Source organism: Streptomyces sp. NPDC091279, assembly GCF_044757465.1.
Classification (GTDB): domain Bacteria; phylum Actinomycetota; class Actinomycetes; order Streptomycetales; family Streptomycetaceae; genus Streptomyces.
Genome location: NZ_JBIVVA010000001.1, coordinates 31,511 through 52,214, shown reverse-complemented (window position 1 = coordinate 52,214; position 20,704 = coordinate 31,511). Strand labels below are relative to the sequence as shown.

At 72.3% G+C, this 20,704-nt stretch carries 22 protein-coding genes; 14 read left to right on the top strand and 8 right to left on the bottom strand.

The features are described 5' to 3' along the window. Positions 1–22 precede the first annotated feature (22 nt). Positions 23–622 (bottom strand): helix-turn-helix domain-containing protein, encoded by a 600-nt coding sequence (locus ACIQOU_RS00250; protein ID WP_401532559.1) that lies wholly within the window; start codon positions 620–622, stop codon positions 23–25. Positions 623–720: 98 nt separating this feature from the next. Here ACIQOU_RS00250 and ACIQOU_RS00245 point away from each other — a divergent pair, with 98 nt between their 5' ends. The 4 genes from ACIQOU_RS00245 to ACIQOU_RS00230 all read left to right on the top strand — a co-directional run bounded on the left by ACIQOU_RS00245 (position 721) and on the right by ACIQOU_RS00230 (position 4,448). After that, positions 721–2,259, top strand: coding sequence for an ATP-dependent DNA ligase (locus ACIQOU_RS00245; protein ID WP_401532557.1), 1,539 nt, complete (start codon positions 721–723; stop codon positions 2,257–2,259). Then, positions 2,256–2,723, top strand: a complete 468-nt coding sequence (locus tag ACIQOU_RS00240; RefSeq protein ID WP_401532556.1) for an NUDIX domain-containing protein — start codon at positions 2,256–2,258, stop codon at positions 2,721–2,723. The genes ACIQOU_RS00245 and ACIQOU_RS00240 overlap by 4 nt, the downstream gene beginning before the upstream one ends. A gap of 77 nt (positions 2,724–2,800) precedes the next feature. Beyond that, positions 2,801–4,186 carry an NADP-dependent succinic semialdehyde dehydrogenase gene (locus ACIQOU_RS00235; RefSeq protein ID WP_401532555.1) on the top strand — a complete coding sequence of 462 codons (1,386 nt, stop codon included), beginning with the start codon at positions 2,801–2,803 and terminating at the stop codon, positions 4,184–4,186. A gap of 25 nt (positions 4,187–4,211) precedes the next feature. Further along, complete coding sequence (locus ACIQOU_RS00230) at positions 4,212–4,448, top strand: DUF6213 family protein (protein ID WP_401532554.1); 237 nt, start codon at positions 4,212–4,214, stop codon at positions 4,446–4,448. A gap of 110 nt (positions 4,449–4,558) precedes the next feature. Here ACIQOU_RS00230 and ACIQOU_RS00225 read toward each other — a convergent pair whose 3' ends face one another. Beyond that, positions 4,559–5,218 carry a transcriptional regulator gene (locus tag ACIQOU_RS00225; RefSeq protein WP_401532553.1) on the bottom strand — a complete coding sequence of 220 codons (660 nt, stop codon included), beginning with the start codon at positions 5,216–5,218 and terminating at the stop codon, positions 4,559–4,561. A gap of 137 nt (positions 5,219–5,355) precedes the next feature. On the opposite strand from ACIQOU_RS00225, the gene ACIQOU_RS00220 reads away from it, so the two are divergent. From ACIQOU_RS00220 to ACIQOU_RS00210, 3 genes are read left to right on the top strand one after another with little or no spacing between them, the layout of a single operon-like run. Beyond that, entirely contained in the window at positions 5,356–6,465 is a 1,110-nt protein-coding gene (locus ACIQOU_RS00220; RefSeq protein WP_401533597.1) for a type III polyketide synthase, read from the top strand. 2 nt (positions 6,466–6,467) lie between these two features. Continuing rightward, positions 6,468–7,685 carry a cytochrome P450 gene (locus ACIQOU_RS00215; RefSeq protein ID WP_401532551.1) on the top strand — a complete coding sequence of 406 codons (1,218 nt, stop codon included), beginning with the start codon at positions 6,468–6,470 and terminating at the stop codon, positions 7,683–7,685. Next, positions 7,682–8,218 carry a cupin domain-containing protein gene (locus tag ACIQOU_RS00210; RefSeq protein WP_401532549.1) on the top strand — a complete coding sequence of 179 codons (537 nt, stop codon included), beginning with the start codon at positions 7,682–7,684 and terminating at the stop codon, positions 8,216–8,218. The genes ACIQOU_RS00215 and ACIQOU_RS00210 overlap by 4 nt, the downstream gene beginning before the upstream one ends. A 16-nt stretch (positions 8,219–8,234) precedes the next feature. Here ACIQOU_RS00210 and ACIQOU_RS00205 read toward each other — a convergent pair whose 3' ends face one another. Next, positions 8,235–9,461, bottom strand: coding sequence for an acyl-CoA dehydrogenase family protein (locus ACIQOU_RS00205; protein WP_401532548.1), 1,227 nt, complete (start codon positions 9,459–9,461; stop codon positions 8,235–8,237). Between the two features lie 172 nt (positions 9,462–9,633). Here ACIQOU_RS00205 and ACIQOU_RS00200 point away from each other — a divergent pair, with 172 nt between their 5' ends. Next, positions 9,634–10,278, top strand: a complete 645-nt coding sequence (locus ACIQOU_RS00200; RefSeq protein ID WP_401532547.1) for a TetR family transcriptional regulator — start codon at positions 9,634–9,636, stop codon at positions 10,276–10,278. A 248-nt stretch (positions 10,279–10,526) separates the two neighbouring features. On the opposite strand, the gene def is transcribed toward ACIQOU_RS00200, so the two are convergent. Beyond that, positions 10,527–11,066, bottom strand: a complete 540-nt coding sequence (gene def / locus ACIQOU_RS00195; protein WP_401532546.1) for a peptide deformylase — start codon at positions 11,064–11,066, stop codon at positions 10,527–10,529. A gap of 149 nt (positions 11,067–11,215) precedes the next feature. On the opposite strand from def, the gene ACIQOU_RS00190 reads away from it, so the two are divergent. The 5 genes from ACIQOU_RS00190 (at position 11,216) to ACIQOU_RS00170 (ending at position 15,745) form a co-directional block, all read left to right on the top strand. Continuing rightward, on the top strand, positions 11,216–12,454 hold the full coding sequence (locus ACIQOU_RS00190; protein WP_401532545.1) for a MurT ligase domain-containing protein: 1,239 nt from the start codon (positions 11,216–11,218) through the stop codon (positions 12,452–12,454). A 24-nt stretch (positions 12,455–12,478) separates the two neighbouring features. Continuing rightward, positions 12,479–13,207 carry a type 1 glutamine amidotransferase gene (locus ACIQOU_RS00185; protein WP_401532544.1) on the top strand — a complete coding sequence of 243 codons (729 nt, stop codon included), beginning with the start codon at positions 12,479–12,481 and terminating at the stop codon, positions 13,205–13,207. A 168-nt stretch (positions 13,208–13,375) separates the two neighbouring features. Then, positions 13,376–14,401, top strand: a complete 1,026-nt coding sequence (locus ACIQOU_RS00180; RefSeq protein WP_401532543.1) for a 6-phosphofructokinase — start codon at positions 13,376–13,378, stop codon at positions 14,399–14,401. Positions 14,402–14,571: 170 nt separating this feature from the next. Beyond that, positions 14,572–15,522: a cytochrome c oxidase assembly protein gene (locus tag ACIQOU_RS00175; protein WP_401532542.1), complete on the top strand. Its 951-nt coding sequence runs from the start codon at positions 14,572–14,574 to the stop codon at positions 15,520–15,522. A gap of 52 nt (positions 15,523–15,574) precedes the next feature. Further along, positions 15,575–15,745, top strand: coding sequence for a hypothetical protein (locus tag ACIQOU_RS00170; RefSeq protein ID WP_401532541.1), 171 nt, complete (start codon positions 15,575–15,577; stop codon positions 15,743–15,745). A 3-nt stretch (positions 15,746–15,748) separates the two neighbouring features. On the opposite strand, the gene ACIQOU_RS00165 is transcribed toward ACIQOU_RS00170, so the two are convergent. The 4 genes from ACIQOU_RS00165 to ACIQOU_RS00150 all read right to left on the bottom strand — a co-directional run bounded on the left by ACIQOU_RS00165 (position 15,749) and on the right by ACIQOU_RS00150 (position 19,932). Beyond that, the gene (locus ACIQOU_RS00165; RefSeq protein ID WP_401532540.1) at positions 15,749–16,966 is read right to left on the bottom strand and encodes a sensor histidine kinase; all 1,218 of its coding nucleotides are present in this window, start codon (positions 16,964–16,966) and stop codon (positions 15,749–15,751) included. A 148-nt stretch (positions 16,967–17,114) separates the two neighbouring features. Next, complete coding sequence (locus ACIQOU_RS00160) at positions 17,115–18,827, bottom strand: cation acetate symporter (RefSeq protein ID WP_401532539.1); 1,713 nt, start codon at positions 18,825–18,827, stop codon at positions 17,115–17,117. After that, positions 18,824–19,180: a hypothetical protein gene (locus ACIQOU_RS00155; RefSeq protein ID WP_401532538.1), complete on the bottom strand. Its 357-nt coding sequence runs from the start codon at positions 19,178–19,180 to the stop codon at positions 18,824–18,826. Before ACIQOU_RS00155 ends, ACIQOU_RS00160 begins: the two co-directional genes overlap by 4 nt. Before the next feature lie 2 nt (positions 19,181–19,182). Next, entirely contained in the window at positions 19,183–19,932 is a 750-nt protein-coding gene (locus ACIQOU_RS00150; RefSeq protein ID WP_401532537.1) for a LytR/AlgR family response regulator transcription factor, read from the bottom strand. 194 nt (positions 19,933–20,126) lie between these two features. On the opposite strand from ACIQOU_RS00150, the gene ACIQOU_RS00145 reads away from it, so the two are divergent. After that, the gene (locus ACIQOU_RS00145; RefSeq protein WP_401532536.1) at positions 20,127–20,618 is read left to right on the top strand and encodes an Lrp/AsnC family transcriptional regulator; all 492 of its coding nucleotides are present in this window, start codon (positions 20,127–20,129) and stop codon (positions 20,616–20,618) included. The last annotated feature ends 86 nt before the right edge of the window (positions 20,619–20,704 follow it).

The window sequence follows — 20,704 nt, the reverse complement described above, 5'->3', positions numbered from 1 at the left end:
CGGCGGGGAACCGTCAGGTGCGTCACGTCCGGCGCGGCCGTGCCCGCACATGCATCCGCTCGCCCTGCGGCCCGAACAGGCTCAGGAACTCCACCGGGCCCTGGCCCGTCGACCCGAACCAGTGCGGCACCCGGGTGTCGAACTCGGCGGCCTCCCCCGCGCCGAGCACCATGTCGTGCTCGCCCAGCATCAGCCGCAGCCGCCCGGCCAGCACGTACACCCACTCGTAGCCCTCGTGGGTGCGCAGGTCGGGTTCGATCGTCCGCTGCGGTTCGAGCACCTTGAAGGCCTGGAGGCCGCCGGGCTGGCGGGTGAGCGGCCAGTGGGTCCTGCCGTCCCGCACGATCGGCTCGGCCCGCACCCGGGGGTCCCCGACCGGCGGCGCGCCCACCAGTTCGTCCAACGGCACCTGGTGGGCCCGCGCGATCGGCAGCAGCAGCTCCAGGCTGGGCCTGCGCAGCCCGGACTCCAGGCGCGAGAGGGTGCTCACCGAGATGCCGGTCACCTCGGACAGACCGGCCAGGGTGGCCCCGCGTTCCTTCCTGAGCCGCCGCAGCCGGGGCCCGACCTCCGCGAGCACCGCGTCGGTCCCGGTGCCCGTGTCCTGCGTGTCGTCGCTCATCGCACCATTGCAGTTTCGGCAAACGGGTGTGTCAATCCGGTACCGGCTCCCAGGGCCGTCCGGGTGTGGAGCCGCCCGCTTCGTAGCACGATGGCGGCATGCTGCTGACCCGGCTGGCCGAGGTGTCCCGGGAGGTCGCCGACGCGTCCGCCCGGTCCCGCAAGATCGAGCTGCTCGCCGAGCTGTTCCGGGACGCCGACGCCGAGGACGTGCCGATCGTCATCCCCTATCTCGCGGGACGGCTGCCGCAGGGCCGCCTCGGCATCGGCTGGAAGGTGCTGGGCCGGGCCGTGCAGCCCGCCGCCGAGCCCACCCTCACCGTGCGCGGCACCGACGCCCGCCTGACCGCGCTCGGCACCGTCACAGGCACCGGTTCGCAGGCCGAACGGGCCCGTCTGGTGGGCGAGTTGATGAGCGCGGCGACGGCTGGGGAGCAGCGGTTCCTGCGCGGGCTGCTCACCGGCGAGGTCCGCCAGGGCGCCCTGGACGCGATCGCCGTGGAGGGCCTGGCGCGGGCCACCGGAGCGCCCCCGGCAGAGGTGCGGCGGGCGGTGATGCTGGCCGGGTCGCTGGGGGCGGTGGCGCGGGCGCTGCTCGCGGACGGGCCGCCCGCGCTTGAGCGGTTCCGGCTCACCGTCGGGCGGCCGGTGCAGCCGATGCTCGCGCACAGCGCCTCCTCGGTCGCCGAGGCGGTCGGCAGGCTCGGGGCGTGCGCGGTGGAGGAGAAACTCGACGGCATCCGCGTCCAGGTCCACCGGGACGGCGACACCGTCCGCGTCCACACCCGCACCCTCGACGACATCACCGACCGGCTGCCCGAAGTCACGGAGGCGGCACGGGAGTTGGCGGGCGAGCGGTTCATCCTGGACGGCGAGGTCATCTCGTTCGACGCGGCGGGGCGGCCGCGTTCCTTCCAGGAGACGGCCGGGCGGGTCGGCTCGCGCGTCGACGTGGCGACGGCCGCCGGTGCCGTCCCGGTGACGCCGGTCTTCTTCGACGCCCTCGCGGTCGACGGGCGCGACCTGCTGGACCTCCCCTTCACCGAGCGGCACGCCGAGCTGGCCCGGCTGGTGCCCGAGCCGCTGCGGGTGCGGCGGCTGCTGGTCGCCGGGCCCGAGGAGGTACCGGCCGCCGAACGGTTCCTCGCCGAGGCGCTGGAGCGCGGGCACGAGGGCGTCGTCGTGAAGGGGCTCGACGCGCCGTACAGCGCGGGCCGCCGGGGCGCGTCCTGGCTGAAGGTCAAGCCCGTGCACACCCTCGACCTGGTCGTCCTCGCCGTCGAACGGGGCCACGGGCGCCGCACCGGCACGCTCTCCAACCTCCACCTCGGCGCCCGCGCCGCCGACGGCTCCTGGGCGATGCTCGGCAAGACGTTCAAGGGCATGACGGACGCGATGCTCGCCTGGCAGACCGAGCGCCTGGGGTCCCTCGCCGTCGCCGACGACGGTCATGTCGTCACCGTCCGCCCCGAACTCGTCGTCGAGATCGCCTACGACGGCCTCCAGCGCTCCACCCGCTACCCGGCCGGCGTCACCCTGCGCTTCGCCCGTGTGGTCCGCTACCGCGAGGACAAGCGCCCCGAGGACGCCGACACCGTGGAGCGGCTGCTCGCCGCCCACCCCGAGGTGCGGCCGTGACGGCGCGGTACAGCGCCGGTCTGCTGCTGTTCCGCCGCACCGGGCCCGGCCTCGACGTGCTGCTCGGGCACATGGGCGGGCCGTTCTTCGCGCGCCGGGACGCGGGGGCGTGGACCGTGCCCAAGGGCGAGTACGGGCCCGCCGAGGAGACCGCCTGGGACGCGGCCCGCCGGGAGTTCCGGGAGGAGTTGGGGCTCGCGCCGCCCGACGGCACGGCGCTGGAGCTGGGCGAGGTCCGGCAGGCGGGCGGCAAGACCGTCACGGCCTGGGCGATCGAGGCCGACCTCGACCCGGCGACGGTGGTGCCGGGCACGTTCCGCATGGAGTGGCCGCCGAGGTCGGGGCGGCTGCGGGACTTTCCCGAGCTGGACCGGGTGGCGTGGTTCGCGCCGGAGCGGGCCCGCGAGGTGATCGTCGCCGCGCAGGCCACGTTCCTTGACCGGCTGGCGCGGCTCGCGCCCTGAGCGGACGCACACGCGTTGCGGCCCCCCGCACCGCGCGGGAGGGTCGGGAGGAACAGCCCCGCTCCTGGAGGACGGCCATGCCCATCGCGACGGTGAACCCGGCGACCGGCGAGACGCTGCTGACGTTCGAGGCGCTCGACGACGACGAGCTGGAACGGCGGCTCCAGCTCGCGGAGGCCACCTTCCGCACCTACCGCACCACGACGTTCTCCCACCGCGCCCGCCTGATGAACCGGGCCGCCGACCTCCTCGACCAGGAGGCGGACGCCGTCGCCCAGTTGATGACCACCGAGATGGGCAAACCGCTCACGCAGGCCCGCGCGGAGGCCCTCAAGTGTGCCAGGGCCATGCGCTGGTACGCCGAGCGCGCCCCCGGGCTGCTGGCCGACGAGGAGCCCGCCGCGGCCGACGTGCGCGACTCCGGCGGCGCGCGGGCCCTGGTCCGCTACCGGCCGCTCGGCCCGGTGCTCGCGGTGATGCCGTGGAACTTCCCGCTCTGGCAGGTGATCAGGTTCGCGGCGCCCGCGCTGCTGGCGGGCAACGTGGGCCTGCTCAAACACGCCTCGAACGTCCCGCAGACCGCGCTGTGGCTGGAGGACCTCTTCCGCCGCGCGGGCTTCGACGACGGCTGCTTCCAGACCCTGCTGGTCGGCTCGGAGGCCGTCGACGAGATCCTGCGCGACGACCGCGTCAAGGCGGCCACCCTCACCGGGAGCGAGCCCGCCGGACGGGCCGTCGCCGCCACCGCCGGGGAGATGATCAAGAAGACGGTGCTTGAGCTGGGCGGCAGCGACCCGTACATCGTGATGCCCTCCGCCGATCTCGGCCGGGCAGCCGAACTCGCCGTCACCGCCCGGGTGCAGAACAACGGCCAGTCGTGCATCGCCGCCAAGCGGTTCATCGTGCACCGGGACGTCTACGACGCGTTCGCCGAGCGGTTCGTCGCGGGGATGGCGGCCCTCACGGTCGGCGATCCGCTGGACCCGGCCACCGATGTCGGACCGCTGGCGAGCGAGCGGGGCCGGGCCGATCTGGAGGAGCTGGTCGGCGACGCCAGGCGCGGCGGCGCCGACGTGCTGTGCGGCGGTGAGCGGCCCGAGCGGGACGGCTGGTGGTACCCGCCGACCGTGCTGGCCGGCATCAGCCGTGCGATGCGCATCCACCGCGAGGAGGCCTTCGGGCCGGTCGCCACCCTGTACCGGGCCGGCGACCTGGACGAGGCCGTCCTGATCGCCAACGACACCCCGTTCGGCCTGAGTTCGAACGTCTGGACCCGCGAGGCGGCCGAAGTCGACCGGTTCGTAAGGGACCTGGAGGCGGGCGCGGTGTACGTCAACGGCATGACCGCATCCCATCCGGCGTTCCCGTTCGGCGGGGTGAAACGGTCCGGGTACGGACGTGAGCTGTCCGGGCACGGAATCCGCGAGTTCTGCAACATCACCACCGTTTGGCACGGTGCGTGAGCGCGGCGCGACTACCATCCCGTCTGTGAACCGCGAAGTGACTCTCCCCCTGATCGTCGACGACCGCGGGACCTTGCAGGTGACGGCCGCCGACGTGAGCAAGCTGCTACGGACGGTGGGTGCCCGGTGGCTGCATCTGGTGGAGGCCGGTCAGGAGGGGCTCGACGAGGACACGGTGGCCGCCCTGACCATCGAACTCGCCAAGCTCGCCGACCGGATCGACGTCGCGTGCATCGCCCACAGCAGCGGCGGCACGGCCTAGACCAGGGCCGCACGGAGGCTGGGCAAGGCCAGGGCGGGGCCCGGGAAACGGGCTCGCCGACCGGTTCCGGCGCCCGCCGACCGCACGTCTCCCCGCCGGCGCCTTCCCGCTCACGCCGAGCGCAGCAGGGTGTCCCAGAACAGCGCCTCGTAGCTCTGCAACAGCCTGCCGTAGGTGTGCGCCCGGTGCGGATCGAGGCGGCCGCTCTCCAGGCCCGCCGCCACCGCCGCCGTCGCCGCCCGCTCCAGCGCGGGGGCCGGTCCGGCGAAGAAGGTGAAGAAGGCGCAGGCCTCGGCGTCGAACCCGTAGTGGCCGCGCAGGGCCTCGGCGATGGTGGCGCAATAGCCGCCCCACGCCGAGAAGTTGGCGGTGATGGCCAGCACCGCGTCGGCCGGGGAGGCGTTCAGGGCCAGCCAGGCGAGGTACCCGGGGTAGGACTGCGCGCCGGGGTCGGGCTCGTAGGCGCGGGAGCGGTCCTCGTCCACCCCGCAGGCCCGGGCGAACGCCGCCAGGTGGCCCGCCGCGAGGCTCTCGCCCTCGGCCAGCGACGTGAAATAGGCGGCCGCGGGATCGCCCTCGGCGCGCTGGGCCAGATGGAGGAACGCGCGCCGGTCCGCCGGGATCACCCACTGTTGTTCCAGGGCCAACGCCTGCAACGCGACCGGGCTCGCCTCGCCCCGGGCGATCAGCGGGACCAGCCGGTTCGCCCGTGGGTCGGGGGCCAGTGCGGCGATGGTCGTGTCCAGCAGTTCCGTGGCCGTGCGGGTCATCGCGTCCTCCGTCGCTCCGGATACCGGCTGCCCCCTTCCGACCATGGCACGGGGTCCCCGAGACGGAGTAGTCCGGCGCGAGATCGTCGCCCCGCAGGGTGAAGGTGGGGTGACCACCTTCTGAGGTGAGCCACCTTCTGACCGGCGGACGCAGGTCTGCCGGAAGGCGAAAGCAGGCACGGTTCATGGCGACTTTGTGCAGACCCTCGGTGTCCGTACCGGAGCACGTGATCACGATGGAACAGACGCTGGAGCTGGCACGCTCCCGTCACGCCGACCATCCGCAACTGCCGCTGGCCCTCCGCCTGATCGAGAACACCGGAGTACGCACGCGGCACATCGTGCAGCCGATCGAGGACACCCTCAGACACCCGGGCTTCGAGGACCGCAACAAGCTCTACCAGGCAGAGGCGAAGGCCCGGGTGCCGGCCGTCATCCAGCGGGCGCTGGACGACGCGGAACTGCTGACCAGCGACATCGACCTGATCATCTACGTCTCGTGCACGGGCTTCATGATGCCCTCGCTCACCGCGTGGCTGATCAACGAGATGGACTTCTGTAGCACCACCCGGCAGCTGCCCATCGCCCAGCTGGGCTGCGCGGCCGGCGGCGCCGCCATCAACCGGGCGCACGACTTCTGCGCCGCCTACCCGGACGCGAACGCGCTCATCGTGGCCTGCGAGTTCTGCTCGCTGTGCTACCAGCCCACCGACCTCAACATCGGCTCGCTGCTCTCCAACGGCCTCTTCGGCGACGGCGTCGCGGCGGCCGTGGTGCGCGGGCGCGGCGGCGAGGGCATCTCGCTGGAGCGCAACGGCTCCTACCTGATCCCCAAGACCGAGGAGTGGATCGCCTACGACGTGCGGGCCACCGGGTTCCACTTCCTGCTGGACAAGCGGGTGCCCGCCACCATGGAGCCGCTCGCACCGGCGCTCCAGGACCTCGCGAAACTGCACGGCTGGGACGCCGCCGACCTGGACTTCTACATAGTCCACGCGGGCGGGCCCCGCATCCTCGACGACCTCAGCAAGTTCCTCCAGGTCGACCCGCACGCCTTCCGGTTCAGCCGGGCCACGCTCACCGAGTACGGCAACATCGCCAGCGCGGTGGTGCTTGACGCGCTGCGGCGGCTGTTCGACGAGGGCAGCGCCCAGCACCGGGCGCGCGGGCTGCTCGCCGGGTTCGGACCCGGGATCACCGCCGAGATGTCTCTCGGCCGCTGGCGCAAGGACGACGGAACGACGTGAGCATGAGCGAAGAGACCATCACCGACACGACCCTGCCCCCGGTCCGGCCCTGGCCGGCCCACGATCTGACCGGCGTGGACTTCGACCCGGTCCTGACCGAGCTGATGCGCGAGGGCCCCGTCACCCGGGTCCAGCTGCCCAACGGCGAGGGCTGGGCCTGGCTGGTCACCCGGTACGACGACGTCCGCATGGTGACCAACGACCCGCGTTTCAGCCGCGCGGCCGTCATGGACCAGCCCGTCACCCGGCTCGCCCCGCACTTCATCCCGCAGCGCGGCGCCGTCGGGTTCCTCGACCCGCCCGACCACACCCGGCTGCGCCGCACGGTCGCCGCCGCGTTCACGGCGCGGGGTGTGGAGCGGGTCCGGGAGAGATCCCGCACGCTCCTGGACGAGCTGGTCGACGAGCTGCTCCAGGACGGCCCGCCCGCCGACCTGACGGCGAGCGTCCTCAGCCCGTTCCCCATCGCGGTGATCTGCGAGCTGATGGGCGTCCCGGCCGCCGACCGGCACTCCATGCATGTGTGGACCCAGCTGATCCTGTCCTCCTCGCACGGCGCCGACATCAGCGAGAAGGCCAAGGGCGAAATGGGCGCCTACTTCGCCGAGCTGATCGGGCAGCGGGAGGGCGCCACCGAGCAGGACGCGGCCTCGCTGCTCGGCGCGGCCGTCGGGCGCGAGGAGATCACCCTGGAGGAGGCGGTGGGCCTCGCGGTGCTGCTCCAGATCGGCGGCGAGGCGGTCACCAACAACAGCGGCCAGCTGTTCTACCTGCTGCTCACCCGCCCCGATCTGCTCGAACGGCTGCGCGCCGAACCGGAGATCAGACCGCGGGCCATCGATGAGCTGCTGCGTTTCATCCCGCACCGCAACGCGGTCGGGCTCTCCCGCATCGCCCTGGAGGACGTCGACATCCGGGGCGTGACGATCCGCGAGGGCGACCCGATCTATGTGTCCTACCTGGCGGCCAACCGCGACCCGGACGTCTTCCCCGATCCGGAGACGGTCGACCTCGACCGCAGCCCCAACCCGCATGTGTCGTTCGGGTTCGGCCCGCACTTCTGTCCGGGCAACATGCTGGCCCGGCTGGAGTCGCAGCTCCTGGTCGACGCCCTCCTCGACCGGGTTCCGGGCCTGCGGCTGGCCGTCCCGTCGGCCGACGTGCCGTTCCGCAAGGGCGCGCTGATCCGGGGGCCCGAGGCCCTGCCGGTGACGTGGTGAGCGAGGCGCCGCCGACGGCGGCCGAAGGGCTGCTGGTGCCGCCGGGCCACGGCAGGATCGTCGAGACCCCGGCGCAGCGGGTGACGTTCAAGGTGACCGGCGCGGACTCGCGGATGGCCTCCACCTTCGAGGTGGAGGTCCCGCCGGGCTTCGACGTCGGCGCCCATGTGCACACCCGCAGCGAGGAGTTGTTCTACGTCCTCGAAGGCGAACTGGACGTCCTCGCCTTCGAGCCGCGGGTGCGGACGCCGGACAACTGGCAGCGCTGGCAGTCGAGTTCGGGCACCCGGGTGGTGCGCGCGACGCCCGGTACGGTCGTCGTCGTCCCCCCGGGCTGCCCGCACGCCTTCGCCAACCCGACGGACGCCCCGGCGAAGATGTTCTTCCAGTCCTCGCCCCCGCCGGACCACGAACGCTACTTCGAGGAACTCCTCGACCTGCTGCGGGACGGAGGCCCCCCGGACCACAAGGCGATCGAGGCCCTGCGCACCACGTACGACATCGAGCAGCTGACCCCGTTGAAACACCGGTGAGGCGACCACCGGGGCGCTAGCGGATGGTCATCCCGGACAGGGTGCGGGCGATCACGAGGCGCTGGATCTCGCTGGTGCCCTCGAAGATCGTGTAGATCGCCGCGTCCCGGTGCATCCGCTCCACCGGGTACTCCCGGGTGTAGCCGTTGCCGCCGAGGATCTGGATCGCCTGCCCGGTCACCTTCTTCGCCGTCTCGCTGGCGAAGAGCTTCGACATCGACCCCTCCGCCGCGGTGAACGGCCGCCCGTTGACGGCCATCCAGGACGCCCGCCACACCAGCAGCCGCGCCGCGTCGATCGACGTGCGCATGTCCGCGAGCTGGAAGGCGACGCCCTGGTTGTCGATGATCGGCCGCCCGAACTGCTCACGCGTCTTCGCGTAGTCGAGGGCCACCTCGTAGGCGGCGCGCGCGGTGCCCACCGCCATCGCGCCGACGGCCGGACGGGACGCCTCGAACGTCGCCATCGCCGCGTTCTTCACCCGCTCGCCGCCGGTCCTGGCCCGCTCCCGGGCGCGGGCGAGGCGCTCGTCCAGCTTGTCCTTGCCACCGAGCAGGCAGGAGCCGGGTATCCGCACGTCTTCGAGGACGACCTCGGCGGTGTGCGAGGCGCGGATGCCGTGCTTCTTGAACTTCTGCCCCTGGGAGAGACCGGGCGTGCCCGCGGGGACGATGAAGGAGGCGTGGCCCTTGGAGCCGAGGTCCGGGTCGACGACGGCGACCACGACATGGACGTTGGCGATGCCGCCGTTGGTCGCCCAGGTCTTGGTGCCGTTGAGGACCCACTCGTCCTTGGCCTGGTCGTACACGGCCCGGGTGCGCATGGAGGCGACGTCGGAACCGGCGTCCGGCTCGGAGGAGCAGAACGCGGCGACCTTGACGTCGGCGGCGTCGCCGTACATCTGCGGTATCCAGGTGCCGATCTGCTCCTCCGTGCCGTTGGCGAGGACGCCGACGGCGGCGAGGCCGGTGCCGACGATCGACAGGGCGATGCCGGCGTCGCCCCAGAAGAGTTCCTCCATGGCCATCGGGATGCCGAGGCCGGTGGGGTCGAAGTACTGCTGGGCGTAGAAGTCGAGGGAGTAGATGCCGACCTTGGCGGCCTCCTGGATCACCGGCCAGGGGGTCTCCTCACGCTCGTCCCATTCGGCTGCCGCGGGACGGATGACGTCGGCGGCGAAGCCGTGCAGCCAGTCCCGGACCTCCTTCTGTTCGTCGTTGAGCTCCATGGTGAACTCGGCCATGACCCCTCCAGCGGTGACACACGTACCTGTTACTAGCGGTAACCCCAGTCTGTTACCCGTGGGTAGGCGAAGTCAACTCATGATGACAGCTCGGCAGCCCGTTCGATGGGGGCAGGGCGTTGAGTGTTACTTTGCGCAGGCGTCACCGAATAAGCAGGGGTGGGGAGAGACCATGGACACCACACAGCGGACCGAGCAGCAGAGGTCCGCCGACCGCCGCCGGCGTGAGTTGCTGGAGGCCGCCGACAGAGTGGTGCTCCGGGACGGACCGCAGGCCTCGATGAACGCCATCGCGGCGGAGGCCGGCATCACCAAGCCGATCCTGTACCGCCACTTCGGCGACAAGAGCGGACTCTACGCGGCGCTCGCCAAGCGGCACACCGACGCCCTCCTCAACACGTTGCGGGCGGCGCTGGACGCGCCGGCCGACCGGCGGGAGCGCGTCGAGGCGACCCTCGACACCTACCTCGCGGCCATCGAGGCCCGGCCGCAGGTCTACCGGTTCCTGATGCATCCGTCCGAGGGCACGCAGACGTCCGACCAGGGGTTCGACGTCGGCAAGCACAGCGTGCCGTTGCTTCGCCGGATGGGCGAGGAGTTGGCTCAGGTCATCGAGGAGCGGCTCGATCTCGGGCCGGAGAGTCAGCGGGTGGCGCGGGTGTGGGGGCACGGCATCGTCGGCATGATGCATGCGGCGGGTGACTGGTGGTTGGGCGAACGCCCGTGCTCGCGCGGCGAGTTGGTACGCAACCTCGCCGATCTCCTCTGGGGCCGCCTGGCCGCCGCCGGCAACAAGGCAGGAGGCCCAGGCTTCTGAAGCCCGCCCTCCGGCTGCGGGTCCACTGTGGCCGGTCGCGCAGTTCCCCGCGCCCCTTTGGGGCGCGGCTGAACCCGGCGTCGAAACGTTCCCGAGGCATCTGACGCCGGTGGCCGCACACCCCCTAGGGGCGCGGGGAACTGCGCGACAAGCCACGACGCACCCGCAGTCGACGACGGGTCCGGGCCACCCCTAGGGGCGCGGGGAACTGCGCGACCAGCCACGGCGGGCCCGCAGTCGACGACGGGTCAGGGGGTCCAGGGGGCTCGGGAGATTTGGTGGAGGTGGCGGCGTTTGCGCCAGCCTTTCAGGTGGTCGGCGTAGGTGTGGCCGGCCAGGTGGTCGTGCTCGTGCTGGAGGCAGCGGGCGAAGAACCCCGTGCCGTGGACGGTGACCGGATCGCCCGCAGCATTGAACCCCTCGACCACCGCGTGGTCGTAGCGCTCGACGCCCGCCTCAAGCCCCGGCAGGGACAGGCAGCCTTCGGGCCCCCGCACCACCACCCCGTCCGCCGCGACGAGCCGCGGGTTCACCACATGCCCGAGATGACGGACGTCCTCGTCGTCGGGACAGTCGTAGACGAACACCCGCACCCCCTCACCGACCTGGTTCGCGGCGAGCCCCACCCCCTCGGCCGCGTACATCGTGGCGAACAAGTCCTCCACGAGCGCGGAGAGTTCCGGGCCGAAGTCGGTGACGTCCGCGCAGGGCCCGTGCAGGACGGGGTCACCGAGCAGCGTGAGGGGCCGGACGCGCCCGTGGGTGCCCGGGATGGAACCGTGTCGCATGCCGGCAAGGGTACGGTCCTCTCGACCCACACCGGCCGCGCAGCCGGGGCCGGGATTCTGGAGTGCGAACAGATCTCGATAGGCTGATGTCCACACCACGTTGCCGTCAGGCAGATGCGCGGCGCGTACGCAAGGAGGATCGAGGACTGATGTCAGGCAACTCGGACCCGCTCACGCCGCGGGCCAAGCTGGCCGTGACCGCGGGCAAGGCAGTCGCGGCGGCGTCGCGCGCCGCGGGGCGCGGCAGCGGTTCGGTGATCGGCGGCAAGGTGGCCCTCCGGCTCGACCCCGACCTCCTGGCACGGCTCGCGCAGAGCCTGGACGTCGTGCTCGTCTCGGCGACCAACGGCAAGACCACCACCACCCGCCTGATCGCCGAGGCCCTCGGCGCGGCAGGCCCGGTCGTGTCGAACGCGCTCGGCGCGAACATGCCGGCCGGCATCACCTCGGCCCTGGCCGGCAACTCGGACGCCCGGTACGGCGTGATCGAGGTCGACGAGAAGTACCTCGCCGGCGTCGCCCGGGACACCGACCCCAAGTGCATCGCGCTGCTCAACCTCTCCCGCGACCAGCTGGACCGCGCCGCCGAGACCCGCATGCTCGCGGAGAACTGGCGTGAGGGCCTGGCCGGTTCCAAGGCCGTCGTCGTGGCCAACGCGGACGACCCGCTGGTGGTGTGGGCGGCGTCCTCCTCCCCCAACGTGATCTGGGTCGCCGCCGGTCAGATGTGGAAGGACGACGCCTGGTCCTGCCCGTCCTGCGGCGGCGTGATGCAGCGCCCCGGTGACGACTGGTTCTGCGGCGAGTGCGGCTTCCGGCGGCCGACGCCGAGCTGGGCGCTGACCGGCGACCACGTCCTGGACCCGCACGGTTCGGCCTGGCCGATCCACCTCCAGCTGCCCGGCCGCGCCAACAAGGCGAACGCCGCGTCCTCGGCCGCCGTCGCCGCCGTGTTCGGGGTGCCGCCGCAGGTCGCCCTGGAGCGGATGTACCAGGTCCAGGCGGTCGCGGGACGGTACGACGTCGTGCAGTTCCAGCAGCGTGATCTGCGGCTGCTGCTCGCGAAGAACCCGGCCGGCTGGCTGGAGACGTTCAGCCTGATCGACCCGCCGCCCACCCCGGTGATCCTCTCGGTGAACGCGCGGGGCGCCGACGGCACCGACACCTCCTGGCTCTGGGACGTCGACTACACGCGGCTGACCGGGCACCCGATCTGTGTGGTCGGCGACCGCAAGCTGGACCTCGCGGTCCGCCTCGAAGTGGCCAACCAGCACTTCCAGGTCTGCGACGACGTCGACCAGGCGGTCCAGCTGTGCCCGCCGGGCCGGATCGAGGTCATCGCCAACTACACCGCGTTCCAGGACCTGCGCCGCCGCGTCGGCAACTGACGGACCCAGAAGGACAGTGACTCCATGAGCGACAACCAACTGCGGATCGTCTGGATCTACCCGGACCTGCTCTCCACCTACGGCGACCAGGGCAACGTGCTCGTCGTGGAGCGCCGGGCCCGGCAGCGCGGTCTCGACGTGGCCCGCCTCGACGTCCGCAGCGACCAGCCGATCCCGACCTCCGGCGACATCTACCTGATCGGCGGCGGTGAGGACCGTCCGCAGCGGCTGGCGGCGGAGCGGCTGCGCCGGGACGGCGGTCTGCACCGGGCGGTGGGCAACGGCGCGATCGTCTTCTCGGTCTGCGCCGGCTACCAGATCCTCGGCCACGAGTTCATCAACGACCTCGGCCAGCGCGAGCCCGGCCTCGGCCTGCTCGACGTGGTCTCGGTGCGCGGCGAGGGTGCCCGGTGCGTCGGTGACGTCCTCGGCGACATCGACCCGCGCCTCGGGCTGCCCCCGCTGACCGGCTTCGAGAACCACCAGGGCGTCACCCACCTCGGCCCCACCGCCCGCCCGCTCGCCCAGGTCCGCCTGGGCAACGGCAACGGCACCGGGGACGGCACCGAGGGCGCCTACAACGACACCGTCTTCGGCACGTACATGCACGGCCCGGTGCTGGCCCGCAACCCGCTCATCGCGGACCTGCTGCTCAAGCTGGCGCTCGACGTCAACGCGCTGCCGCCGACCGACGACCGCTGGTACGAGGCACTGCGCAACGAACGCATCGCCTCGGCGCAGCAGCCCGCGTAGCCGCTGCGCCGCCGGGGGCCCGCCTGACGGCCCGCCCGCTCACATGGGCGGGCTCGTCCAGCAGGCGGACGCCCGGTGCGGCGGGGCACCGTCCCGCCGATAGGGTGGCCGCGATCCAGCCGGGCACACCGTCCGGCGCCGGTCCCACGACGAGAAGGTTTCGGGCACATGCGCATTGGGGTCCTCACGTCCGGCGGCGACTGCCCCGGCCTGAACGCCGTCATCCGGTCCGTCGTGCACCGAGCCGTCGTCGACCACGGTGACGAGGTCATCGGGTTCCGGGACGGCTGGCGGGGCCTGTTGGAGGGTGACTACCTCAAGCTCGACCTCGACGCCGTGGCCGGCATCCTCGCCCGCGGCGGCACCATCCTCGGCTCCTCCCGCGTCCAGCCCTCGCAGCTGCGCGGCGGCGTGGAACTGGCCCGGGGTCATGTCGCCGAGCTGGGTCTCGACGCGATCATCCCGATCGGCGGCGAGGGCACCCTCAAGGCGGCGCGGCTGATGTCCGACGCCGGGCTGCCGATCGTGGGCGTGCCGAAGACCATCGACAACGACATCGCCGTCACCGATGTGACGTTCGGCTTCGACACCGCCGTCGGGGTCGCGACCGAGGCGCTCGACCGGCTCAAGACCACCGCCGAGTCCCACCAACGGGTCCTCGTCGTCGAGGTCATGGGGCGGCACACCGGCTGGATAGCGCTGCACTCCGGCATGGCGGCCGGCGCGCACGCCATCGTCGTTCCCGAGCGGCCCTTCGACATCGAGGAGCTGGCGCGGAGGGTCGGCGAGCGGTTCGAGGCGGGGAAGCGGTTCGCGATCGTCGTCGCGGCGGAGGGGGCGAAGCCGCGGAGCGGGACGATGGAGTTCGACGAGGGGGCGACCGACGTGTACGGGCATGAGCGGTTCGCCGGGATCGCCCGGCAGCTGTCGTTGGAGCTGGAGGACCGGCTCGGCAAGGAGGCTCGGCCGGTGATTCTCGGGCATGTGCAGCGGGGTGGGACGCCCACGGCGTATGACCGGGTGCTCGCCACCCGGTTCGGGTGGCATGCGGTGGAGGCGGTTCACCGGGGGGAGTTCGGGAAGATGACCGCTCTGCGGGGGACGGACATTGTGATGACGTCTCTGGCCGAGGCCGTCGAGACGCTGAAGACTGTTCCGGCGCAGCGGTACGAGGAAGCGGAGTGCGTGCTTTAGCCGGTTCGGCACCGGGGGGTGCGGCCTGGTGATGCGTTGCCGGGTGCGGGTGCGTCGTGGCTGGTCGCGCCCGCGCGGCGGAGCCGCATACCCCGGTCGCTGGTGTGGGTGGGGGGCGCCATACCCTGGGGTGGACGGAAGTTCAAGGGTCTGGGTACAGGAGCCGGTGGATGGATCACAGCGGGCACGGCATGATGGTGGAGCTGCCGCCGTTCACGCTGGGGCGGGGGTTGGTGTGGTCCGCGGACCCGTTCTTCCTCGTCGCCTGCCTGCTGGGGCTCGGCCTGTACGGGTGGGGGGTCGTGCGGCTGCGGCGGCGCGGAGACGCGTGGTCGCTCGGGCGGACCGTGTCCTACGTCATCGGCGTGCTGACCGTGATGCTGATGATGTGCACCAGGCTGAACGACTACGGCATGGTCATGTTCAGCGTGCACATGGTGCAGCACATGGTGATCAGCATGTTGTCGCCGATCCTCATTCTGCTGGGCGCTCCGGCGACCCTGGCGCTGCGGGCGCTGCCCACGGCGGGGCGGGGCCGCAAGGGGCCGCGTGAGCTGCTGCTGATGCTGCTGCACAGCCGGTACATGCGGATCATCACGCATCCGGCGTTCACGATCCCGCTGTTCATCGCGAGCCTCTACGGGCTGTACTTCACGCCGGTCTTCGACTTCCTGATGGGGTCGAAGACCGGGCACGTCGTGATGATGACGCACTTCCTCGCGGTCGGCGTGGTGTTCTTCTGGCCGATCATCGGCGTGGACCCGGGGCCGAACCGGCCGGGGTATCTGATGCGGATGCTGGAGCTGTTCGCGGGGATGCCGTTCCACGCGTTCTTCGGGATCGCGCTGATGATGGCGTCGCAGCCGATGGTCACGACGTTCCTGCATCCGCCCGCGTCGCTCGGCATCGACGCGCTGTCGGACCAGACGGCGGCCGGTGGCATCGCGTGGGCGTTCAGTGAGATCCCGTCCGTGCTGGTGCTGATCGCCCTGGTGTTCCAGTGGTACGGCTCCGAGCAGCGGCAGGCCCGCCGCACGGACCGGGCCGCCGACCGGGACGGCGATCAGGAGCTGCACGCCTACAACGCGTATCTGGCCTCATTGAACGCTCGCGGGCGCTGAGCCGGGCGGATCGGGGCACCATGGAGTCACGGACTCTGAGGAGGGTGTCGCGATGCCCGGTTCCACGGAAAGTTCCACGAAGACGATGGGGATACTCACCGTCGGCGGTCTGGTCGCGGTGACGGCGTACACGGTGGCGCTCGGCAGCAACGGCTGGCTGTGGTTCGGCTGGGTCGTGCTGGGGCTGATCACCCTCGGCATGGTCGCCCTGCGCGGCAACTGATCCTCACTCCCTGCTCACCCGTCCGGCCGTGTGGACCCCCGGCTGGTACTTGGGCAGCCGGGCGGTGATCTTCATGCCGGCTCCGACGGCGGTCTCTATGACGAGCCCGTAGTCGTCGCCGTAGACCTGGCGGAGCCGGTCGTCGACGTTGGAGAGGCCGATGCCGCCGGAGGGGCTGATCTCCCCGGCGAGGATGCGGCGCAGCAGGGCGGGGTCCATGCCGACGCCGTCGTCCTCGATGACGACCAGGGCCTCGGCGCCCGCGTCCTGCGCGGTGATGCTGATGCGGCTGTGGCCCGTGGCGGACGCGCCCTTGCCCTCCAGGCCGTGTTTGACGGCGTTCTCCACGAGCGGCTGGAGGCACAGGAACGGCAGGGCGACCGGGAGCACCTCGGGGGCGATCTGGAGGGTGACGGAGAGCCGGTCGCCGAAGCGGGCCCGCACCAGCGCCAAGTAGTGGTCGATGGCGTGGAGTTCGTCGGCGAGGGTGGTGAAGTCGCCGTGTCTGCGGAACGAGTAGCGGGTGAAGTCGGCGAATTCCAGGAGGAGTTCGCGGGCCCGCTCGGGGTCGGTGCGGACGAACGAGGCGATCACCGCGAGCGAGTTGAAGATGAAGTGCGGGGAGATCTGGGCCCGCAGCGCCTTGATCTCGGCCTCGATGAGGCGGGTGCGGGACTGGTCGAGGTCGGCGAGTTCGAGCTGTACGGAGACCCAGCGGGCGACCTCGCCGGCCGCGCGGACCAGGACCGCGGACTCGCGCGGGGCGCAGGCGACGAGGGTGCCGTGGACGCGGTCGTCGACGGTCAGCGGGGCCAGCACCGCCCAGCGGGTGGGGCAGTCGGGGGCGTCGCAGGCCAGCGGGAAGGCGTCGCCGCGGCCGGTCTCCAGGACGCCGGTGAGGCGGTCGAGGATCTCGGCGCGGTGATGGGCGCCGGCACCGTCCCAGGCCAGCAGCCGGGTGCGGTCGGTGAGGCAGAGGGCGTCGGTGCCCAGGAGGGAGCGCAGGCGCCGGGCGGAGCGGCTCGCGGTCTCCTCGGTGAGGCCTTCGCGCAGCGGGGGCGCGGCCAGGGACGCGGTGTGCAGGGTCTGGAAGGTGGCGTGCTCGACGGGGGTACCGAGGTCGCCGAGGCTCTGCGGCCGGGCGGTGCGCCGCCCGAGCCAGAACCCGGCGGCGAGCAGCGGCAGCACGGCGACACAGAGCCCGGCGAGGAATCCGCTCATGGCGCCGCCTGTGTCTGTGCCGGGTGGCCGTTCGTGTCCCGGCCCGGGTTCCTGGCGTGATCCCGGCCGGTCGGTCGCGGTTGCCGTCGGCTTCGCCCCGACCGGGTGTCCGGCCCGGTCGCCGCCCCCGGGCCTGCCGGGTGGCCGCTCATGTTCCGGCCTCCGTGCGGAGTTCCTCCGGGAGGTGGAAGCGGGCCAGGACGGCCGCGGTGCCCGGGGGGACGCGGCTCGGGGTGGCCAGGGAGACCAGGGCCATGGTGAGGAAGCCGAGCGGTATCGACCAGAGGGCGGGCCAGGCGAGCAGCGTGTGCAGGGGGCCCTGTCCCGGCAGGCCCGCGATGGTCGCGGACACCGCGAGGAACGCGCTGCCGCCGCCGACCAGCATCCCGGCCGCCGCGCCGGGCGGGGTCAGCCCGCGCCACCAGATGCCGAGCACCAGCAGCGGGCAGAACGACGACGCGGAGACGGCGAACGCGAGGCCGACCGCGTCCGCCACCGACAGGCCGCCCACCAGCGCGCTCGCCGCCAGCGGCACGGCCATGGCGAGGACGGTGCCGAGCCGGAAGTGCCGCACCCCGCGCGCGGGCAGCACGTCCTGGGTGAGGACGCCGGCGACGGCCATGGTGAGCCCGGACGCCGTCGACAGGAACGCGGCGAACGCGCCGCCCGCCACCAGCGCCCCGAGCAGATCGCCGCCGAGGCCACCGATCATGCGGTCCGGCAGCAGCAGGACGGCGGCGTCGGCGTCGCCGGTGACGGCCAGTTCGGGGGTGTAGAGGCGGCCGAGGGCGCCGTAGAGGGGCGGCAGCAGGTAGAAGGCGCCGATCAGGGCGAGGACGGTGACGGTGGCGCGGCGGGCGGCGCCCCCGTGCGGGCTGGTGTAGTAGCGGACCACGACGTGCGGCAGGCCCATGGTGCCGAGGAACGTGGCGAGGATCAGCCCGTAGGTGGCGTACAGCGGCCGTTCCTGACGGCTGGTGGTGAGCGACGTCGTCAGGTCGCCGTTGCTCGCCCGGTCGGCCTCCGGGACGGGGCTGCCCGCAGCGAACGTCAGCCGGGTGCCCGCGCCGATGTGGTGGGTGCCGGACGGGAGGTGGACGTCGTCGCCCCGGTGGCGGTGGCCGTCGACGGTGCCGGTGACGGTGACCGTGAGGGGGGTGTCGATGCGCAGGGCGAGGGCGCTGTCGACGGTGATCGCGCGCTGGTCGCGGAAGGTCGCCGGCTCGGTGAAGACCTGGCGGGGGGCGCCGTCGCTCTGCCAGGCGAGGACCAGGAAGAGCGCGGGGACCAGCAGGGCGGTGAGTTTCAGCCAATACTGGAAGGCCTGCACGAAGGTGATGCTGCGCATGCCGCCGGCGGCCACGATGGCCACCACGACGACCGCGACGATCACCCCGCCGAGCCAGTCGGGCGCCCGCGTGAGCACCGTCAACGTCAGCCCGGCGCCCCGGAGTTGGGGCCACAGGTAGAGCCAGCCGACGCCCACCACGAAGGTGCCGGCCAGACGGCGCACGCCCGGTGAGGCGAGCCGTGCCTCGGCGAAGTCGGGGAGCGTGTAGGCGCCGGAGCGGCGCAGCGGGGCGGCGACGAACAGCAGCAGGACGAGATACCCGGCGGTGTAGCCGACGGGGTACCAGAGCATGTCCGGGCCCTGCACGAGGACGAGTCCCGCGATGCCGAGGAAGGACGCGGCGGAGAGGTACTCCCCGCTGATCGCGGCGGCGTTGAGGCGGGGGCCCACCGTGCGGGAGGCGACGTAGAAGTCGGAGGTGGTGCGGGAGACGCGCAGCCCGAACGCGCCGACCAGGACGGTGGCGACGACGACCAGGGCGACGGCCGGGACGGCGAAGCCGGAGTTCATCGGTCCTCGACGAGGCGCACGAAGTCCCGTTCGTTGCGTTCGGCGCGCCGCACGTACCACAGGGCGAGCAGGACCAGCGGGGCGTAGAGGCAGAACCCGAGGACCACCCAGGTGAGGCGGCGGGCGTCGGGCAGCGCGGCGAACAGCAGCGGCAGCGGGCCGACCAGCAGCACGAGCACGGCGAACACCGCGAGGGCGGCGCGGAGTTGGGTGCGCATGAGGGAGCGGACGTAGGTGTGGCCCAGGGCGGTCTGTTCGTCGATCTCGGTGCGGGGGCGGTCGTGGGCGGCGGTTCGGCGGGTCTGGCGGGGCGGGCCTGTGACGACGACGCGGGGTGCGGGGTCCTGGGGCACGGTCAGGCTCTCCTCATCAGGAGGTCCCTCAGTTCGCGGGTGTGGCGGCGGCTGACCTGGAGTTCCTCGCCGCCGACCAGGACGCTCACGGTGCCCGCGTCCAGGCGGAGTTCGCCGATGTGGCGCAGGGCGACCAGGTGGCGGCGGTGGATGCGGACGAAGCCCCGGGAGCGCCAGCGTTCCTCCAGGGTGGAGAGCGGGATGCGCACGAGGTGGCTGCCCTTGTCGGTGTGCAGCCGGGCGTAGTCGCCGCGCGCCTCGACGTGGGTGATGTCGTCGACGGCCACGAACCGTGTGACGCCGCCGAGTTCGACCGGGAGGTGGTCGGGGTCGGGTTCGTGGACGGGGATGCGCGGGGCGGCGCAGGCGAGTTCGTCGGCGCGCCGGATCGCCTCCGCGAGCCGTTCCTTGCGGACGGGTTTGAGGACGTAGTCGACGGCCTTGAGGTCGAAGGCCTGGACGGCGAAGTCCTCGTGGGCGGTGACGAACACGACGAGCGGCGGCGTCGCGAACCCGGTCAGCAGGCGGGCCAGGTCGAGGCCGTCGAGGCCGGGCAGCTGGATGTCGAGGAAGACGACGTCGATGGCCTCCGCGCCGCCGGGCCCCGACTCCAGCGCGCGGTTGATGCGGCGCAGCGCCTCGGTGGCATCGCCCGCGCCCTCCGCGCTGCCGACGCGCGGATCGGCGTTCAGCAGATACAACAGCTCCTCCAGGGAGGGGCGTTCGTCGTCGACGGCGAGGGCGCGCAGCATGAGACCGGAGTCTAGGACCTGCCCGGCCGATCCAGCCGCAGACGCGGGGCGGGGCACGCACATCTGCGCTGAAGAACCACCGTCGGTCTCCTGCGACTTGACCAGCCGGACAGGCCCTGGTGGACATCGGACGGCGGGACATGTGCTCGGCGCAGCGGCCCTCGGGAGGGGAGGGGCGCGCATACAGTGCCCCCATGAACAGCAGGCCCGTGGCTTTCGACGACCTCGACCGGAAGATCGTCACCGCGCTGATGGCGAACGCGCGGACCAGTTTCGCCGAGATCGGCTCCGCGGTCGGGCTGTCGGCGACGGCGGTGAAGCGGCGGGTGGACCGGCTGCGGGAGACCGGCGTGATCACGGGGTTCACGGCCACGGTGAAGCCGTCGGCGCTCGGCTGGCTGACGGAGGCGTACGTCGAGGTGTACTGCGAGGGCGCGGCCCCGCCCCGGCGCCTCGCGGAGGTGGCGCGCAACCATCCGGAGATCATCGCGGCGATGACGGTGACCGGCGGCGCGGACGCGTTGCTGCATGTGCGGGCGCGGGACGTGGACCACTTCGAGGAGGTCCTGGAGCGCATCAGGACGGAGCCGTTCATCCGCAAGACGATCAGTGTGATGGTGCTGTCGCATCTGCTGCCGGACAGCCCGGAGGCGGGAACCAGCCAGCCCGCACCGGATGTGCGTTGAGCGGCCTGAAAACGCAGCGATCATGCGTGGACACGCAGCTTTTTGTTCTTGTCGCTCGTCGGGGTCGGTTCTTACCGTGGTGTCAA

Coding starts and splice junctions, on each gene's coding strand:
- ACIQOU_RS00250 (WP_401532559.1), bottom strand. CDS start 622: ATGAGCGACGACACGCAGGACACGGGCACCGGGACCGACGCGGTGCTC.
- ACIQOU_RS00245 (WP_401532557.1), top strand. CDS start 721: ATGCTGCTGACCCGGCTGGCCGAGGTGTCCCGGGAGGTCGCCGACGCG.
- ACIQOU_RS00235 (WP_401532555.1), top strand. CDS start 2,801: ATGCCCATCGCGACGGTGAACCCGGCGACCGGCGAGACGCTGCTGACG.
- ACIQOU_RS00225 (WP_401532553.1), bottom strand. CDS start 5,218: ATGACCCGCACGGCCACGGAACTGCTGGACACGACCATCGCCGCACTG.
- ACIQOU_RS00215 (WP_401532551.1), top strand. CDS start 6,468: ATGAGCGAAGAGACCATCACCGACACGACCCTGCCCCCGGTCCGGCCC.
- ACIQOU_RS00205 (WP_401532548.1), bottom strand. CDS start 9,461: ATGGCCGAGTTCACCATGGAGCTCAACGACGAACAGAAGGAGGTCCGG.
- ACIQOU_RS00200 (WP_401532547.1), top strand. CDS start 9,634: ATGGACACCACACAGCGGACCGAGCAGCAGAGGTCCGCCGACCGCCGC.
- def (WP_401532546.1), bottom strand. CDS start 11,066: ATGCGACACGGTTCCATCCCGGGCACCCACGGGCGCGTCCGGCCCCTC.
- ACIQOU_RS00190 (WP_401532545.1), top strand. CDS start 11,216: ATGTCAGGCAACTCGGACCCGCTCACGCCGCGGGCCAAGCTGGCCGTG.
- ACIQOU_RS00185 (WP_401532544.1), top strand. CDS start 12,479: ATGAGCGACAACCAACTGCGGATCGTCTGGATCTACCCGGACCTGCTC.
- ACIQOU_RS00180 (WP_401532543.1), top strand. CDS start 13,376: ATGCGCATTGGGGTCCTCACGTCCGGCGGCGACTGCCCCGGCCTGAAC.
- ACIQOU_RS00175 (WP_401532542.1), top strand. CDS start 14,572: ATGGATCACAGCGGGCACGGCATGATGGTGGAGCTGCCGCCGTTCACG.
- ACIQOU_RS00170 (WP_401532541.1), top strand. CDS start 15,575: ATGCCCGGTTCCACGGAAAGTTCCACGAAGACGATGGGGATACTCACC.
- ACIQOU_RS00165 (WP_401532540.1), bottom strand. CDS start 16,966: ATGAGCGGATTCCTCGCCGGGCTCTGTGTCGCCGTGCTGCCGCTGCTC.
- ACIQOU_RS00160 (WP_401532539.1), bottom strand. CDS start 18,827: ATGAACTCCGGCTTCGCCGTCCCGGCCGTCGCCCTGGTCGTCGTCGCC.
- ACIQOU_RS00150 (WP_401532537.1), bottom strand. CDS start 19,932: ATGCTGCGCGCCCTCGCCGTCGACGACGAACGCCCCTCCCTGGAGGAG.
- ACIQOU_RS00145 (WP_401532536.1), top strand. CDS start 20,127: ATGAACAGCAGGCCCGTGGCTTTCGACGACCTCGACCGGAAGATCGTC.